The sequence below is a fragment of the Leptospira montravelensis genome, from assembly GCF_004770045.1.
GTDB lineage: Bacteria > Spirochaetota > Leptospiria > Leptospirales > Leptospiraceae > Leptospira_A > Leptospira_A montravelensis.
This window is the reverse complement of sequence record NZ_RQFO01000009.1, coordinates 207411-224364: the sequence shown is the minus strand read 5'-3', so window position 1 is coordinate 224364 and position 16954 is coordinate 207411. Positions and strand designations below refer to the sequence as shown.

Annotated in this window: 13 protein-coding genes; 4 read left to right on the top strand and 9 right to left on the bottom strand. The window is 40.1% G+C overall.

Annotated features, from left to right (window positions below; all coding sequences use genetic code 11):
* Positions 1 to 84 precede the first annotated feature (84 nt).
* Both EHQ31_RS07575 and EHQ31_RS07570 read left to right on the top strand, forming a co-directional pair.
* Complete coding sequence (locus tag EHQ31_RS07575) at positions 85 to 2622, top strand: cyclic nucleotide-binding domain-containing protein (RefSeq protein ID WP_135574734.1); 2538 nt, start codon at positions 85 to 87, stop codon at positions 2620 to 2622.
* 38 nt (positions 2623 to 2660) lie between these two features.
* Positions 2661 to 3563 (top strand): NAD(P)/FAD-dependent oxidoreductase, encoded by a 903-nt coding sequence (locus EHQ31_RS07570; protein WP_135574736.1) that lies wholly within the window; start codon positions 2661 to 2663, stop codon positions 3561 to 3563.
* Here EHQ31_RS07570 and EHQ31_RS07565 read toward each other — a convergent pair whose 3' ends face one another.
* Complete coding sequence (locus EHQ31_RS07565) at positions 3564 to 4250, bottom strand: hypothetical protein (protein WP_135574738.1); 687 nt, start codon at positions 4248 to 4250, stop codon at positions 3564 to 3566.
* 83 nt (positions 4251 to 4333) lie between these two features.
* Here EHQ31_RS07565 and EHQ31_RS07560 point away from each other — a divergent pair, with 83 nt between their 5' ends.
* Together EHQ31_RS07560 and EHQ31_RS07555 are read left to right on the top strand one after the other, a co-directional pair.
* Positions 4334 to 4738 (top strand): hypothetical protein, encoded by a 405-nt coding sequence (locus EHQ31_RS07560; RefSeq protein ID WP_135574740.1) that lies wholly within the window; start codon positions 4334 to 4336, stop codon positions 4736 to 4738.
* 5 nt (positions 4739 to 4743) lie between these two features.
* Entirely contained in the window at positions 4744 to 5235 is a 492-nt protein-coding gene (locus EHQ31_RS07555; RefSeq protein ID WP_135574743.1) for a hypothetical protein, read from the top strand.
* On the opposite strand, the gene EHQ31_RS07550 is transcribed toward EHQ31_RS07555, so the two are convergent.
* From EHQ31_RS07550 to dxr, 8 genes are all read right to left on the bottom strand, one after another.
* Positions 5232 to 5717: a tetratricopeptide repeat protein gene (locus tag EHQ31_RS07550; RefSeq protein WP_135574745.1), complete on the bottom strand. Its 486-nt coding sequence runs from the start codon at positions 5715 to 5717 to the stop codon at positions 5232 to 5234. The genes EHQ31_RS07555 and EHQ31_RS07550 overlap by 4 nt on opposite strands.
* 62 nt (positions 5718 to 5779) lie before the next feature.
* On the bottom strand, positions 5780 to 7669 hold the full coding sequence (gene dxs, locus EHQ31_RS07545) for a 1-deoxy-D-xylulose-5-phosphate synthase (protein ID WP_135574747.1): 1890 nt from the start codon (positions 7667 to 7669) through the stop codon (positions 5780 to 5782).
* A 7-nt stretch (positions 7670 to 7676) separates the two neighbouring features.
* Positions 7677 to 10004 carry an adenylate/guanylate cyclase domain-containing protein gene (locus EHQ31_RS07540; protein ID WP_135574749.1) on the bottom strand — a complete coding sequence of 776 codons (2328 nt, stop codon included), beginning with the start codon at positions 10002 to 10004 and terminating at the stop codon, positions 7677 to 7679.
* Between the two features lie 90 nt (positions 10005 to 10094).
* Positions 10095 to 10895, bottom strand: coding sequence for a tryptophan synthase subunit alpha (gene trpA, locus EHQ31_RS07535; protein ID WP_135574751.1), 801 nt, complete (start codon positions 10893 to 10895; stop codon positions 10095 to 10097).
* Positions 10896 to 12083 (bottom strand): tryptophan synthase subunit beta, encoded by a 1188-nt coding sequence (trpB, locus tag EHQ31_RS07530; protein WP_135574753.1) that lies wholly within the window; start codon positions 12081 to 12083, stop codon positions 10896 to 10898. It abuts the gene before it with no gap.
* 193 nt (positions 12084 to 12276) lie between these two features.
* A complete protein-coding gene (locus EHQ31_RS07525) occupies positions 12277 to 14037 on the bottom strand; it encodes a proline--tRNA ligase (RefSeq protein ID WP_135574756.1) in 1761 nt (586 codons plus the stop codon).
* A 44-nt stretch (positions 14038 to 14081) separates the two neighbouring features.
* Positions 14082 to 15788, bottom strand: coding sequence for a site-2 protease family protein (locus EHQ31_RS07520; RefSeq protein ID WP_135574758.1), 1707 nt, complete (start codon positions 15786 to 15788; stop codon positions 14082 to 14084).
* Positions 15785 to 16945 (bottom strand): 1-deoxy-D-xylulose-5-phosphate reductoisomerase, encoded by a 1161-nt coding sequence (gene dxr, locus EHQ31_RS07515; RefSeq protein ID WP_135574760.1) that lies wholly within the window; start codon positions 16943 to 16945, stop codon positions 15785 to 15787. Before dxr ends, EHQ31_RS07520 begins: the two co-directional genes overlap by 4 nt.
* Between the last annotated feature and the right edge of the window lie 9 nt (positions 16946 to 16954).

The following is a 16954-nucleotide window of genomic DNA, read 5'->3' as shown; positions in this document are numbered from 1 at the left end:
TATTTTTCTAAAAAGTATTTTGCAATTTGGCGCTTCTTTAGTAGGTTTTGACGGAAACCCAAGTTTCGCAAAACGAACAAACAAATGCCTCTAGATACCAGTAAAAATAACCAAAAGATCCCAGTCAATCCAGGTGAAGTCCTTTTCATCGGAGGCAAAGCCTCAACTTCCATGAACATCTTACATGAAGGTTCGGTTCGAGTAGAAACCACACTCGGGGACACAAGTATAGTTCTTTATAGTTTAGAAGGGGCAAACCTAACACCAGGTATCTTTGCTCTTTTAGAAGGAACACCCTACCCTTATACCATTCGTGCCAAAACTTCTTGTGTTGTTTCCACTTATGTGATGAACCAGGCCAATGCGAAAAAAACTCTCATTTCCAAAGTATCTGTGGGAGTGATGGCAGTTCGTACTTTACTCAAAGAAATTGGTGAACTTTATAAACGAGTCCTTTCTATCAAAGGCCTTTCAGCCAAGTTCGAACAGACAATGGACAACTTGGGTGCTGTATATTATATCTTAAATCCATCTATATTTTCTGACGTAAGCCCCGGTGCACTCATTACTCGTGATGAAAACATCATTGACCCTGTGATGAAACTCATCCGAAACAACTTAGCTGGATTCCAAGAACATGGGGGAATTTTACCGGATAAACCCACTGTCCACTTTTTGGAAGAAGATCATGGCGAATTTTTTGAACGTGATTATAGCGAATCTATCGAATGGAACGATGCAGAGTTTCATTTCATTCGAAAAATTCTCTCGGTAAATCCTAAAATTTCACAAGCTTTATTCGAAGCTGACCCAAGTCTTTTACAAAGTGCTGCAGAAAGTTACGTAAAAACCTACCGCGAATTATTCGAAATTTTAAACAAAGAAACAAGCGAACTCTCAGAGATGATGAACACAATGTTTGTAGGAGACAACGCTCTTGTTGAAAAATTCAATTTAACTTTGGATCTTTTTAATACAGGGTATTCAACCATACCATCGACTACATTATTACCAATCACAGAATGGGCTCTAAAAAAATCCAAATCCTTGTTAGATGAATACAAACAGATATTTGGATCCTCGTATGCGTCCCTTGGAAATAACCTAGACAAACTAGAAACCAAACAATCAGAACTAACAAACAAATATGGTCACGAACTTTCAGCACAAAAAAGTAAGGCTGAGGCTGCTTCCCAAGGAAGTGAAACCATCCATGCAGGAATTGATACACAAGCTCTCAAAGTTGAACTTCTTAACTCAGCAAGCCAAATATTAAACTATTCGCAGGCAGACCCAGAAGCGGTAAAAGAATTTTCGACTCTGATGGTAAAACTCAAATCCTTCAAAAACCCATTGGATCCCGAACCAGACAATCGTAAAATCAGAAGGACCATTTCAAAAACGTATTGGGACGTTTATAAAAAATCTTTCTCAAAATGGTTACAAGCAGGGAAACAAGCACCAAAGGCCGTTGAACTTATGTTACGGTATGGTTATTTTGACGAAAGCCTTCTCGATGAAGGTCATATCGTAGAACTTGTTGGAAGGTTGTACCAAGGGGGAGGAAATCCAAGTGCTCCCATCCATTATGGAACTGATTGGTTAGAAAAAATCTATTCCAGAGAAGTGCCTACTTCTGTGGATGAACTTGGACAAACATTTTTCGAAAAACTCAAAATGGATCTCAAAGATTCTGGAATCAAATCAGAAAAAGACATACCTCCTGATTATGATACAGGCGAAGCAAGACTTGGGTCAGAGATCTCTTCTATGTATGAACCAAACGTGCGTTTGACGTCTGGTAATATTGCTAGCCACTTCCCTATCCTTACTAAATACCATATTACAATTCCATTAGAGAAATGTTTTGTATCCAAAGAAGATGTGGAAAAAGCTCTCCAATATATTTTGGGGGTGGATTACACTGCCTTCAACCGGGAAGTGATTTATCGAAACGAAGAAATAGGAATCAAAAACGAATTTGTCCAAAGGTCGATCATACCTGATTTTATCTTAGTTCCTTCCATTGGACCAAAGATTATGATGTGGCAGGATCTTTCCGTTTTCCGAGGAGCTGGTTCCAAAGAATCACGAGGTCGAATTTGTATTCCTCATTTTGTTACGGGAGATTTAAAAACATTTATGTTGGAAGCTATTGCCGCTTTCCGTTGGGAACTTTGTAAAAATATACTTGGTCCTGATTGGAATAACGTAGGGATCCCTTCCATAACGGCAGATTACACAGATTATGTGCAGTTTTATAAAAAGAGTAAAGACCTCTCTCCAGAACTCAAAGAAAAAATTTCTTCTGAATTCAAACGGTTCCGAACCGACAGGGATAAATTTGCTTATGACTATTCCATGTGGATTCGCTATGAAGCCGAAGGTGTGCAGAGGGTCAACCGAGTGGTGCGTTCCATCTTCTATCGCCATATCCCGTTCCACAAAAATATTAGAGAGAAAGTGAGTTCCCAACCTGCATATGCGGAACTTCACAACAGGTTCAAAAACATTCGAACTCGCCAACACAAAGAATTCGAAAACAAATACAAAAAATATATGGATGCCAGCGGGAACCTTCCCAAAGAACTCTATGAGAATTTAACTTTTTACGAAGTTTAATCCTTGCCAATTTCCATAGATGCAACATAATTGCATCTATGGAATCCATTCAAAAAGTCGAAGTAACCATCATTGGGGGAAGTTTTTCTGGACTCTCCGCCGCACTTTCCCTTGCCCGTTCCCTTCGCAAAATCATTGTTATTGATGCAGAAAGGCCGTGTAACAAAACGACACCCGCCTCTCATAACTTTATCACTCACGATGGTGAATCTCCTGGTCTAATTCGTTCAAAAGCTTTAGAAGATTTAAAAGATTATCCAAATTTTAAACTGGAGTTAGGTGAAGTAGTTTCTGTCCAAAAACAAGGTTCGGGATTTTTGGTAAAAGGAAATGGATTTCAAGAAATCCAAACTGATAAAATTATTTTTGCAACTGGACTAAAGGATATTTTACCAGAGATTCCTGGATTTGCCGAGTCATGGGGAAAATCGGTAATCCATTGCCCGTATTGTCATGGTTATGAATTTGTGGGAAACAAAACAGGACTATGGATGAATGAAACAGGTATATATGAACATTCTAAATTTCTAAAACATTGGTCAAAAGAACTGACAGTTTATACGAATGGCCCAATCCAATTTCCAAAAGAAGAACAAGGCCAATTAGAAAAAGAAGGGATTTCGATTGTTACGGAAATTGTAAAGGCACTGGTTCATGTCGAAGGCCAAATTTCTGCCATCCAACTGCAAACTGGACAGGCAATTCCGATCGAAGCACTGTATACAAGATTACCTATGGTACAACATTCTAAGTTACCAGAAGAACTCGGTTGCAAACTACTTCCCAGTGGCCATTTAGAAGTTTCCAATTTTTATGAAACCAATGTCCCTGGTGTGTATGCTGTGGGCGATATGGCTTCCATGTTTCGTTCAGTGGCACATGCGGTCCACTCTGGAAACATTGCAGGCGCCATGCTCAACCGTGCGATGATTTTGTCTTAACTACACTTCTTCTACGAAATAAGGTCTTGTGTATTCTCTGACAATCTCGACTACAAAGCGACCCCAGGATTTGGGGTCTTCTTGGGAAATATTGACCTGTTTGATTTTTGGGAAATAAGCAGTAGGTTTAAAAACCGAATGAGTAAGTTCCAAAGCCCTGAGGTAGTTGTCCAATCGTTTTACTTTTACAAAATTGATGATTTCGTTTTGGATTTTTTCTTTGGGAAGATATCCCACAATGATCATTCGGGGAAATAGGTTTTTTTTCAAAAGACCAATAAAGTCCTCAAAACTATCGACTCGGTCGATAAAACCTTCGTAAGCACCACCACCTAAGTTCATAATTTGTGTCACAATGTCCATCGAGAAGGAAACCCCTTCCATTGTAGACATATCAGAGATAATCACAAGTCCCTCGTCTGGTTGAAAGACTTTGAACATGTCCACACCTTTAAAATGGCGGCGGAGGAGTTTTGCGGCGGAAACATCAATTTCCTGGGCCTTAGCAAGTAGCACCTTCCCTTGGGGGTCAAGGATGGGATCTCGCGTGATGAGGTACCGTTTTTTCACGGCATTTTGGTTCATGACTCGAAAGGCCTTTACTTTTTCCTCGATTTCATCTAAGGTTGAGTAACCAATCTTAAGTACATTTTCCCGTTTGCGTTTCCCGATGTCTGTTTCTTCCATGAAAGCTTGGTGCCTAAATCTTTGTATTGCTTATCCTATGGTAATTCTAGCAATGTATAGCATATTTTTGTCTAAGGAATAGAATGCGGTTCAATTTTTCCCTATTTCCCCTACTCTTATTCGTAATTGGATGTACCACAGTAGATTTTATCCCAGAACCAGACTACAGGCCAAATGATTCCCGTTATAAGGTGAAGTCCTGGGAAGAAGTGGAAATCTTGCGGGAACGACCCAAACGACTCTTTAAAATCGTAGGAGAAGTGGTGGTTCGAAATACAGAAGATCTCACTTGGGAAGATTATGAGCCAAGGGTCAAAAAGGATCTGTTTCGTCGTAAGGTCGACGGAGTATGGATGACAGAAAAAAATCAAAATACAGTCGATTCGGTAACTGTAGAAACAATGGACCAAAAAGGCCGTTCTACAAACTCTTACTTACAAAAATCTAACCTTCCTTTTTGGAAGGGTTACGCCTATAGGTATAAATAAAATATATGCCAAGAATTTTTGATTCTGAAATTTATATTTCTCCAGCCGATGAGTGGATCTTCCGTGGAAACAAAATCGACAAAGAGGAAATTTTACAATACTTTCGCAACAATCTTCATGGTAACGAAAAGGGAGTGTATATTGAAAATCGATTTGGAGAACTCTCGGAACATGGATACGTTCGAATCGATGGATTTCCATGTCATGTTTTGCAAGTAGAATTAACCGATTCCGGTATGGTTTTCCAAACGGATGATGGAAGGAGTTATCCTTTTGGTGAATTTGAAATTTATGAAACCAGTGATGGTGGTCTTTTAGGACTTAGGTCTTTAGAAGAAAAAATCAAATACCGATTTACTTGGAATGCCGCCAGAGAACTTGCCGATCACTTAGAAGAGGAAGATGGAATTACCTATTTAGAATGGAAAGAAGTCAAAATGGAAATTCCAAAATATACGGGAGAAGTTTTGGTTCCTCTCCCGACAGACTATACTTAGTTAGACGGAGCTTCCTCGTCGGATTTTAATTCTCTCCACAGGTCGTTTGCTTCTGAAAAATCTTTTTTTAAGCACAATGCTTTATGAAGGTATTGTAAGGATCTTTCCGGTCTATTCCATAACTTGTACAATGTAGCGAGGTTAAAATAAGAAATATGAGGGGCATCATTACGTTCACAACGAACGGATTTTTTTAACCAATAAACTGCTTCTTTATCGTTCCCCATACGTAACAAAAGAACGCCAATTTCATTACATGGATTGCCGTATTCGTGGTTTAAACTAACAGCTTTGTAATAAGAAGCCAGAGCATCACTCCATTGGCCAAGTGCGTTTTGGACCAAACCTAAATAAAAATAGGCTTCTTCGGATTCTTCCAATTCCAAACTGGAACGAAGGTGGAATTCAGCTCGGTCAAGGTCACCGACTTTGAAATGGTCTTTTGCTAAATCTAAGGAAAGTTGGAAAGAACTAGAAGACAATGAGATCCTCGCGCATTTTCTTTCATTTTCGGATGAGTTAAAAATCTCCTTGAAAACAAATTTTATTTTTTCAAAGACAGAACCAATTCTTCTGAAATCTGAGATGCAGTGAGACGGTAATGGTCCAAAATCTGATTTCTTTCCCCGTGGTGGATAGGTTCTGGTGGCAAAGCAAAGGTTTTTAAGAATTTACCAAGTAAGTCTGATGGAATTTCATTCAATAGAAAACCAGATGCACCTGCATGAATATAACTTTCATCCAAAATCACAAACCTTTTGTTTTTTTGAATTTGTCCGTGAACCAGATCCTTGTCATAAGGACGTAACCAAAAAAGATCCACAACGGAAACCGAGATTCCTTTTTGTTTTAAAATTTCTGCTACTGACTTCGCAATGGGTAACATAAACCCAATGGATAAAATTAGCAATTCTTCTCCCTCTAGAACTAACCGGGCTTTTGCCTTAGTAATCGAAAACGGAGTTTCAAACTTTAACTCACGTAAGTCGCCATTATCTTTAGGGAACCGAATGGCAATGGGATGTTCTGTATAATCCTTCATAAAATGAAGGCTATCGATAATATCTTGCGCCGAACTGGGTACAATGATATCCATATTGGGAAGTCCCGCCAAATACCCAAGATCAGATAGACCTTGGTGGGTTTCGCCGTCTGGACCCACAATCCCTGCCCGATCGATCACAAACCGAACGGGTAAATTCATAAGGGAAACATCTTCCACAAGTTGGTCCATTGCTCGTGTGAGGAAGGTGGAATAAATACACATAAAGGGAATGGCACCACCGCTCGTCATAGCACCTGCAAAAGCAACGGAATGTTGTTCTGCAATTCCTACGTCAAAGGTATGTTCAGGATAAACCTCTTGGTATTCGCGAAGTCCTGATCCTTCTATCATTGCTGGGGTAATGACTGCGATTCGTTTGTCTTTCTCTGTTAAATCGGTAAGTGTTTTTCCAACGATTTTAGAAAGCCCAATTTTATTTGAGTCAGAAGTTGCCATCTTCCCCGACTCTTTGTTAAACGGTGTGACACCGTGGTATTTGATAGGATCAGCTTCGGCTGGTTTATAACCTTTTCCTTTTTGTGTTAGTACATGCAAAAGGATGGGGCCTTGGATTTTGGAAAGGTTTTGTAACATTTGAACCACACGGTTCACGTCATGTCCATCAATGGGTCCAAAATAGGTAAAACCCAAATCTTCAAAAAGGCCACCGGGACGCATCATAAAATGTTTAAAGGATGTTTCCATATTATGGGCAAGCGCCTGTAAGGCGGGACCGATAAGCGGAATCCATTTTAAAAAACTATAAAATGCCGTTTTACCTCTGTTATATACCTGAGAGGAAATGATCCGATTGAGATAATTGGAAATCGAACCTACGTTTTTGGAAATCGACATATAGTTGTCATTCAAAATGACTAACATATTTGGTTTGATATGACCACCGTGGTTCATGGCTTCAAGTGCCATACCTGTAGCGATGGATGCGTCCCCAATCACGGCAGCTACTTTATAATCTTTTCCTAGTAAATCACGGGCACAAGCCTCACCAAGGGCTTGGGAAATGGAAGTTCCTGCATGTCCCGTATTGTACAAATCGTATGCTGATTCTTCTCGTTTGGGAAATCCAGAAAGGCCTTGCCACTTACGAACTGTGGGCAGCTCTTTTTTTCGACCTGTGAGAATTTTATGAGGATAAGTTTGGTGGCCTACGTCCCAGATGATTTTGTCAGTGGGGGTTTGGAAAACATAATGTAAGGCAACGGTGAGCTCCACAACGCCTAGGTTACTGGCGAAGTGCCCTCCCACATCAGAGAGGGTGTCGATGATGTATTCCCGAAGGTCATGGCAAACCTTCGGGAGATCCTCTTCGTTTATCTTTCTAAGATCTTCCGGAAATTGGATTTTGTCGAGATAGGGATATGATGGCATGTAAACTTCATGTTGCCGCCTTTTGGAGAGGCCGCTTCATTTTCTCCATATCTTCTGGGTTTGTGATTCCAAGCAATTCGTAAATCCGAACAGGTTGGGTTTTTCCTTTTACTCGCACTAAATCCAGCTCCCGAGCGACCACTCTGTCTTTCACTTTTTCGTAAGTGTATTCAGAAATGATCACATTTGTGGTGTACATTTTATTGGATCCTTCTAATCGGGATCCAAGGTTGATGGTATCACCCATACAAGTATATTCCATCCTGTGGGATGATCCCATGTTTCCCACAACGGCTGGACCGGAGTTGAGACCACAACCAATATCGATCACGGGAACATTTCGTTCTGCCCATTTTTGTTGTAGGACTTTTAGATAATCTAACTGAGCAAGAGCAGCCACACAAGCATAGTAAGCATGGTCTTCCAAAGGAACTGGTGCTCCCCAAAAAGCCATGATCGCATCACCCATATACTTATCAATGGTTCCTTTGTATTCAATGATGATGTCTGTCATGGCTGACAAATATTCGTTCAGTAATTTCACCAAATCTTCTGGTCCCAACTGTTCTGAGATGGTTGTAAACCCACGAACGTCGGAGAAAAAAATTGTAATTTCTCGTTTGGATCCACCAAGTGCCAAATTGTCTGGGTGTTTGAGGAGTTCATCCACAACATCTTTAGAGACGAATTTGGAGAAAGTTTGACGAATGTATTTTACGTTTTCTTCTTCTGTTAAGATCCTAAATCCAATGATGGCAACAAATACTACAATCTGTTCGATGGTTACTGATGGAAGGACAGTAATGAGGTTGAAGGTTTGGAAAATATAAAGGGCAGCGACTACATAAAGTAATAGCTGAGTTAACATAATCGCAAAACCAATATGTGTTTTTACCCTTGGTTGTAAAAATCCAATCATCACACCAAGACCAACGTAAATTAGGAAAATTCCCCAGTTAGGTACTGTTGATAAAAAGTCTTGGTTTAGGATGGTATTGATTGCATGAGCGTGGTGTTCAATTCCAGACATATCACCAAACGGAGATAAGTGGGAGTCTTTCGAAGCCCCACGACCTGTTGCGTAATACATCGCCACAAGAAAGATTTTATTATTAATTTGGTTGGCTTCGAGAAGTTCCGCATCCCAATCGTTTGTGACTTCGAAAATTTCATTTTGTTTGAAGGAATAACGTCCACCTACGAAGTTGATTTCCATTTGTCCTTCCCAATCAATCGGAATCACAACTTCTCTTTTTTCGTTCGGAACTTGCATCACATCCCTTTCTTCAAACTTACGTTCTTTGATATTGAACTCACGAATGATTTTTTTAGGGATGTTGGACAATTTTACATAATGTCCCATTTTGACTTCCACATCTCTTTGTACATCAATCCCATAGTATTTACATACAATGAGTAAGTCGATAGAAGGGAAATATTCTGTTTCTCTGTCTCTACCAGAATTATAAACTTTCACAACGAGTGGCATCTTTCGATTCAAACCAGATTCGTCTTTTTTTACGTTCGCAAATCCAAGTCCAGCTGACAATTCGCTAATGGGTTCAATGGGAGGTTGTGGAAATTTAACCCAAGAAATCCCTGCATCGTTTTCATCGATTACATTTTTTAACTGAAACTTTCTAAGGATATCAATTCGTTTTTCCAAATTGAGAACTGCTTCTTTTGATTCCGCACTGACTTCCATAGGGTAGTCAAAGAGCACATTCCGGTTCTTTTGAAGAGCCGCTGCCATCTCTTCTGTTTGTCCAGGTTTGTAATCTACGAAGAAAATATCGAACATGAGAATGTTATTCGATTCTTTGAAGGTTTCTATGATGTCAGCGTAATAACTCCAAGGTAAAGGCCAAGTTCCCTGTAATTTTTCTAGTGATTCGGTTGTGATACCAATGATATTGATATCCTTACGAGCCTTAGCTGGTGGTTGGAATTGAATGTATTCGATACGACCTGTGTCACCTTCACTTTCAGTTTTAGTGTTGGAGCCACGTAAAAACTGGAACCTTGTGGAAACAGAGTTTTCTTCCAAATCTTTGAGTGGTTGAAAAGTGTTTACCAAAGTATACATAAAAATGGCGATCACATAGGATAACCAAATAGCGCCTGACTTCTGTTTGTCTTTGGAAACCTTTTCAATGGTTTTATATACAAAATAAGAAGAAGTAAGAAGGGTGAGTAAACCGCCAATGAGGAAGGAAAATTCGTATTCCCACCCTGTCATGACGACAGAAATGATCACACCAAGTGATCCTAGTGCGGCAACGGTAACACTGAGATAGTCCAAAATCGAAAGCGATTTTGATTCTTTGTCGGACATAGAGCCTCTTTATTCGTTTGGGAATTTCCGACCATTTTCCCGGAATTTTTAAAGAGACTCAAATGTTTTTGGAGGATATTGGAAAAAAATTTAGGAAATGGATGCCCTAATCTTAGAAATGTATTCCGCCAAAGCCGAAACCGCTTTTGTACGGTCTGACCCGTTTTCTTCAATGATCCTTTGGATCGCAGAACCAATAATAATCCCGTCCGCATACAGTGAAATTTGGTTGGATTGTTCTGGAGTGGAAATTCCAAATCCAGCACAAATTGGCAATTGGATGGTATCTTTCAAAAACTTAATTCTTTCTTTTAAATCGACCGAAAACTCCCTTCTTTCTCCCGTCACTCCAAAAGAAGTGACGTAGTAAATGAAACCAGAAGATGTTTTGGAAAGTGCTTGGATCCTCTTTTTTTCAGATGCAGGAGTCACTAAGTGAATGAGATCCATCTCCCGAACTTTTAACTCACGAAATAAAATTTCGCTCTCTTCTGTATCAAAAGGTAAATCAGGAATCACAAGTCCGACAATTCCTGATTCCTTGGCATGGTCCAAAAACTTCGAAATCCCACAATGGTAAATGGGGTTGAAGTAAGTGAGATACACAAGAGGAGTCTCAGGTTTGTGGTCATGAATGGCTTTTGTGACTCGGAAGATTTCCTCAAAAGAAAAGGTATTTTTTAAAGAACGAGCCACTGCTCTTTGGATAACGGGTCCATCCGCAACCGGATCAGAAAAAGGAATCCCGAGTTCCAAAATATCAGCACCATTGTCTAAAATGGTTTTTCCAAATTCGATAGAGTCGTTATAATTCGGATCTCCTAAGGTAAAATAAGGAATAAAGGCTGATTTAAAACGATTACTCTCAAATAAAGTTTTTATTTTACTCATTTACTTTCTTTCACCTAATAGCCGCAAAACTTCCGTTACATCTTTATCACCACGACCCGAAAGACAAATGATGAGATCCTTTTTCTTTCCTAGATCCTTTGCCACATCCCGCGCCACATGAAATGCATGAGCCGTCTCGAGCGCAGGAATGATTCCTTCCACGCGGGTGACTTCTAAAAAGGAATCTAATGCTTGTTCGTCTGTTACCATTCGGTAATCCACTCTTCCTATTTGGGACAAGTGTGCGTGTTCTGGTCCAACTCCCGGATAATCAAGTCCTGCTGAAACAGAATGTGCTGGTACAATTTGACCAAACTCATCTTGGATGATTAAGGTTTTTGTACCATGTAAAAATCCAGTTTTCCCATAGGTGAGAGTTGCTGAATGTTCGCCTGGTTTTGGACCAAGTCCACCAGCTTCCGCACCATAAATGGCAACCTGTTTGTCTTTTAGAAAGGCATGGAACATTCCTATGGAATTTGATCCTCCACCCACACAAGCAACGATGGCATTAGGAAGTTTTTTATTTCGTTTTTTAAACTCTGCTCTTGCCTCAGTTCCAATAAAAGATTGGAAGTCACGAACAATGGTTGGGAAAGGATGTGGTCCAATTGCGGATCCTACAATGTAATGAGTTGTGGATACATTAAGGGCCCAGTCCCTCATAGCTTCACTGGTAGCTTCTTTAAGAGTTGCTTCACCCGCAGTGACAGGGAGAATTTTAGCACCTAACATCTCAATCTTTTTAGCATTGAGATTTTGTCTTTCCACATCGACTGCACCCATGTAAACGATGGTTTCCATTCCAAACATTGCACCCACAGTAGCAGTCGCAAGGCCATGTTGTCCTGCTCCCGTTTCAGCAATGATTCTTTTTTTCCCCATAAAACGAGCGATAAGCGCCTGTCCTATGGCATTATTAATTTTATGTGCACCAGTATGATTTAAATCTTCGCGTTTGAGCCAGATACGAGCACCTCCCCAAAGTTTGGTGAGACGTTCTGCATAAGTCAGAGGACTAGGTCTTCCGACGTAGTTCTTTAAATAGTATTCGAGTTCTTTTTTGAACTTTTTACTTTTCTTTAACTTTTGATAGGTGGATTCAAGTTCGTCTAATGCTTCCGTTAGAATCTCCGGAGAGTAACGGCCGCCGAATTCACCAAAATATCCAGGTAGGTTTTTGCCCATATATCCCAAGATAAGGGAATGGGGGAATATGAAAACTGCTTCTTTTGTGGGGGGTGGGGGTTTTTGGGTACAATCTCCCCGCCCTGATTTAAGGGTGGGGAACTAGACCCGCCACCCAATGGCTTCCTTTTATCACATCACCCAAATTCCGACTATCCCTTCCTCTGATTCTAAAGAAAAAATCAAAAGAAGTTCATGTTCCCGCACGTTCTACTTCTACTTGGAGGGCAGTTTGTAATGTTTTGATTTGGTTTTGCAACCTAGCTACCAAGTCTTCATTGGTTGTGAAACTGATGGTTTCTTCGGCCATTGATTTTCGGTCAAGGATCGTGATTTCTCCCTTTTCCAAAAATCCTTTACCTAATGTCAATCGGATGGGAAAACCTATGAGTTCCGAATCTTTGAACTTAAAACCAGGGCCCAGGTCGCGGTCATCCCAAAGCACTTCAATTCCTGCCGCCACAAGTGCTTTGTAGATGGAATCAATTTTTGCAATGTCGTCAGGATTTTTAGCAATACTCACCAAACAGACAGTAAATGGTGCAATGGAGACTGGCCAAAAAATCCCTTTATCGTCATTACATTGTTCGATGACAGTTGCCATACACCGGTTCACACCAATCCCATAACAACCCATTGTCGTAGTGGTGGCTTTCCCCTTATCATTGAGAACTGTAATATCGAAGGCCTTGGAATACTTTTGGCCTAATTTAAAAATATGACCCACTTCAATTCCTTTTTCTGCGGTTAGTCCTGTTCCGCAATTTGGGCAAGGGTCACCTACTTTGGCTTGGGACACATCGATTTTAGTTACTTCCTCTTCTTTAAAAAAGTTAACTAACTTAACTCCTGCTATATGGTAATCCACTTCGTTTGCACCGGATATATATCCAAAATTCCAATCGATCAGTGAATCAACGAAAACTTTGAGTGTCTCTGATTTTGGAAACCCAGGACCAATAAACCCAGGAACTAGACCAAGTTTCTCCATTTCCACAGGACCCATAGGTCTCAGTTCATTACAAGCCAAATGGTTTTTTAATTTGTTTTCGTTGAGTTCGCGGTCTCCTTCTAAAAAGACTAAGACGTAGGTTCCATCTGCCCATAGAGCCACTGCTTTTAATAAATTTTCTTCTTTGGTTTTCAGAAACTCAGCCACTTCGGCAATTGATTTTTTAGAAGGTGTATGGATCTTATCACTTCCAACAAACGCTTGTTTCACTGCCTTTTCATTATGTAGCACAGGAGTTTTTTCAATATTTCCAGAATATTGGCAAGAAGGACAAATCGTAAGTGTTTCTTCTCCAATCGGAGAGACCACCATAAATTCTTCAGAAGCAGAACCACCCATATTTCCTGAATCCGCTTGCACAGGGATTGTAGAAAGTCCCATCCCCGCAAAAATCCTACGGTAAGTTTTACGCATCGTTTGGTAAGTTTTATCTAATGACTCATCATCCAAGTGGAAGGAATAAGCATCCTTCATGGTAAATTCACGAGAACGAATCACTCCAAACCTAGGACGAATTTCATCTCGAAACTTAGTATGGATTTGATAGACATTGATAGGAAGATCTTTGTAAGAACGAACCATTGGTTTCACGAGCACACAAAAAGATTCTTCATGAGTGGGACCAAGACAACTTTCATTGTCATGTCGATCTTTCAAACGAAACATCTCTTTCCCCATTTTATCCCAACGACCAGACTCTTTCCAAATTTCACTAGGTGTTAAAATGGGAAGTTGGAATTCCAAGGCACCAGCTCTGTCCATTTCCGAACGAACAATGCCTTCAATTTTTTTCAAAATTCTGAGCCCAAGTGGCAAATAGGAATACAAACCTGCGGCAGACTTACGAATGAGGCCCGCCCTTGTCATCAGTTTATGAGAGGCAACCACCGCATCTTGCGGATCTTCTTTTGCCGTAGGTATCAAATAGGAACTAGCTTTCATCGATCTTTTCTCTTTTATTTATCTACAATTCAAATTATCAAAAATTAAAAAATACGCATCACATCATTAAACGAAACATAAAGCCCAAGCCCAATGAGAAAGAAAAATCCCAATCGAAATATTGCTTCGATGGCTTTTCTTGGGAGTGGTCTACCAGTAATGGCTTCATACGCATAGAGTACAATATGTCCGCCGTCCGCCATAGGAATGGGTAATAAATTCATAACCATAAGGGCGAGTGAAATTTTCGCAACAAAGTCAAGGTAAGTCACCCAACCATATTCTAGACTAATTCCTGCAATTTGTACAATCCCAATGGGTCCAGAAAGATTTTCTTTTGGCGAAAGTAATCCTGAAAACAACATTCCTATTCCTTTTAAGGTAGTGGATACGTTTTCATAAACTTTATCGGATGCACCAACTAATGATGAGTATACGGTTGATTCTTTCTGTAACTTTTCTGCTTCAAACTTCATAGAAGCACGAAAACCAAGAAGACCTATGGGTTTCAAATTGGCATCGGCAGAATATTTCATATTCCCAATCCAAATATCTTTTCTGCCAGAGGATTGTTTTAAGTATTCGCTGAGTGCCTCTGCTTTTTCAAAGGTTTTGCCTTCAATTTTTATATTCGAAAGTCGATTCTCAATTTCTGCATCGTAACTATCCAAACGGAAATAGGGAATCCCGAGTTCAGGAAACTTTGGATGTCTAATGTCCCAAAACTCAAATACATTGGCACCTAACACGGGGATTTGGATTGTTACAGTTTCTGTAGCCCAAGGAGTGAGGAGTGGATAGGTTTTTCTTTCCACAACTACAGGAATGGTTTTCCCTTGGTGTTTTCCTAGTTCTGTTTGTAACTCAGGGACAGTATGAACATCGACACCTGCCACTTGCAAAATCATATCCCCATCTTTTAGAAAAGATAGAGCACGCCTACGAAGGGATTTTTCGCGTTCTTGGATCTCTCTCAGTTTTAAAAGTTCTTCTGGAATTTCGTCTTTTCGTTCTTCAATTTTTTCCTGAAAGTAAACAGATGATTTATCTTCACGATCGATTACGTTTGCCATAAAATGGCTGAGTTGTTCCCCATAGGTAAAAGTGGCCACCACTCGTCTTTCTCCAAATGGCATCACTCCAATAGTAGGATGTCCACCGGCAGAATATAAATTAGGTACAATTTGTACGGTCTTTACTTCTTCTTCGCGTTTATAAGTAACTTCAATTGGATCACCCGTAGTCAAACTTACATTGGTAAAAATATCTTCAAAACTTTCTGTTTTTTTCCCATTGATGGAAACTATTTGATCCCCAGTGCGAAGACCAGCGGTGTAAGCAGGGCTCGAAACCTTGTTTGCATCTTCGATAAAAATTCGATTGGAAGAAGGACTATCTCCTGATAATTCCAATATAAATAACAAAACAAAACCTAACACTAGATTAGCGAAAGGACCACCTAGAACAGGAATCATCCTGCGAAGTGGTGGAGTCGAAAGTAAATCCCCTTGTCGTGGTTTTTTATTTTTAGAATAATCATCCCCACGAAAAAGTACATACCCTCCAATCGGAATGGCCGTGATTTGGTAGATGGTTTTCCCAATTCTTTTTTTCCAAATCCCTTTTCCATAACCTAACGAAAATATCCGAGCTTCCACTCCGACTAACTTTCCACATAAGAGGTGCCCCAACTCATGGATAAAAATAGAAACCGCTAACATGAATACGGCCCCGAATATCATTATGATCATATAGTCACTCCCCCTCTCATAAATTCATTTTGTATATAATTGCGAGATTCTCTATCTTTTTCTAAATACCCTTCCAAATCATCAGGAAAGGAATTGGGAATTTTATTTAAGGCCGATTCGATTAACTTTGGAATGGCGGTAAAAGAAATTTTTTCTTCTAAAAATAATGCAACTGCTTCTTCATTAGCTGCGTTAAATACACAAGGAGCCGTACCGCCCGCCCTGCCCGCTTGGAATGCTAAACGAAGACCCGGATAACGACTGATATCAGGTGGAAAAAATTCCAAGGTTTTCCAAGTCGCTGGTTTCCTTTCCATTAACATCTTTGGTGTTGGTGTTGGATAAAACAAGGAATGGGCAATGGGATAAATCATATCGGGGTGGCTTGTGTATTGTAAACAAGCACCGTCCATCGTTTCAATGATCCCGTGAGTCAGAGATTGTGGATGAATCACCACTTCAATTTCGTCATAGGAAAATCCAAATAAATAATGAGCTTCGATGACTTCGAGGCCCTTGTTGATAAGTCCTGCTGAATCCACAGTGATTTTTGGCCCCATCGACCAAGTGGGATGATTTAATGCCTGTTTTACGGATACATGTTCCAATTCTTCGATAGGAAGGGTGCGAAAACTTCCTCCCGATGCCGTGAGTGTGATGGCTCGAATATTAGATCTCTTTTCTCTTTCTATCAATTGAAAGAGTGCATTGTGTTCGGAATCCACAGGAACCATCAAGGTATTGTGTTTTGCCACCAAACGATTGATCAGTGGCCCAAAAGTAACTAGTGTTTCCTTATTGGCAATGGCAATTTTTTTTCCCGCTTCAATGGCGGCAATGGTAGGTTTTACCCCTCTTGCACCCACAACAGCAGTCACAACTACTGAAACAGATGGCAAGCGAACCAAATCAGATAATGAATCTTCCCCGTAGAGAATAGTCGTGGATTTGTATTTGGATCCGAGGCTACCTTTTAACTTTGCATCGGTGATAGAAATCACTTCTGGAGAAAATTCGTCCATCAGTGATTTTGCCAAATCTAAATTGGAATGAACCGAAAAACTACGTAAAGAAAAGGAATCTCTAAATTGGCGGAGTACCTTCGCTGTCGAAGAGCCAACAGAACCAGAAATTCCTAATACGGATACTCCAACCATCTAACTCTT

What these genes read in the sequence shown, in the direction of transcription:
- EHQ31_RS07560 (WP_135574740.1), top strand. Translation starts at nt 4,334, where the DNA reads ATGCGGTTCAATTTTTCCCTATTTCCCCTACTCTTATTCGTAATTGGA.
- trpA (WP_135574751.1), bottom strand. Translation starts at nt 10,895, where the DNA reads ATGAGTAAAATAAAAACTTTATTTGAGAGTAATCGTTTTAAATCAGCC.
- EHQ31_RS07555 (WP_135574743.1), top strand. Translation starts at nt 4,744, where the DNA reads ATGCCAAGAATTTTTGATTCTGAAATTTATATTTCTCCAGCCGATGAG.
- EHQ31_RS07575 (WP_135574734.1), top strand. Translation starts at nt 85, where the DNA reads ATGCCTCTAGATACCAGTAAAAATAACCAAAAGATCCCAGTCAATCCA.
- dxs (WP_135574747.1), bottom strand. Translation starts at nt 7,669, where the DNA reads ATGCCATCATATCCCTATCTCGACAAAATCCAATTTCCGGAAGATCTT.
- EHQ31_RS07525 (WP_135574756.1), bottom strand. Translation starts at nt 14,037, where the DNA reads ATGAAAGCTAGTTCCTATTTGATACCTACGGCAAAAGAAGATCCGCAA.
- EHQ31_RS07570 (WP_135574736.1), top strand. Translation starts at nt 2,661, where the DNA reads ATGGAATCCATTCAAAAAGTCGAAGTAACCATCATTGGGGGAAGTTTT.
- EHQ31_RS07520 (WP_135574758.1), bottom strand. Translation starts at nt 15,788, where the DNA reads ATGATCATAATGATATTCGGGGCCGTATTCATGTTAGCGGTTTCTATT.
- EHQ31_RS07540 (WP_135574749.1), bottom strand. Translation starts at nt 10,004, where the DNA reads ATGTCCGACAAAGAATCAAAATCGCTTTCGATTTTGGACTATCTCAGT.
- dxr (WP_135574760.1), bottom strand. Translation starts at nt 16,945, where the DNA reads ATGGTTGGAGTATCCGTATTAGGAATTTCTGGTTCTGTTGGCTCTTCG.
- trpB (WP_135574753.1), bottom strand. Translation starts at nt 12,083, where the DNA reads ATGGGCAAAAACCTACCTGGATATTTTGGTGAATTCGGCGGCCGTTAC.
- EHQ31_RS07565 (WP_135574738.1), bottom strand. Translation starts at nt 4,250, where the DNA reads ATGGAAGAAACAGACATCGGGAAACGCAAACGGGAAAATGTACTTAAG.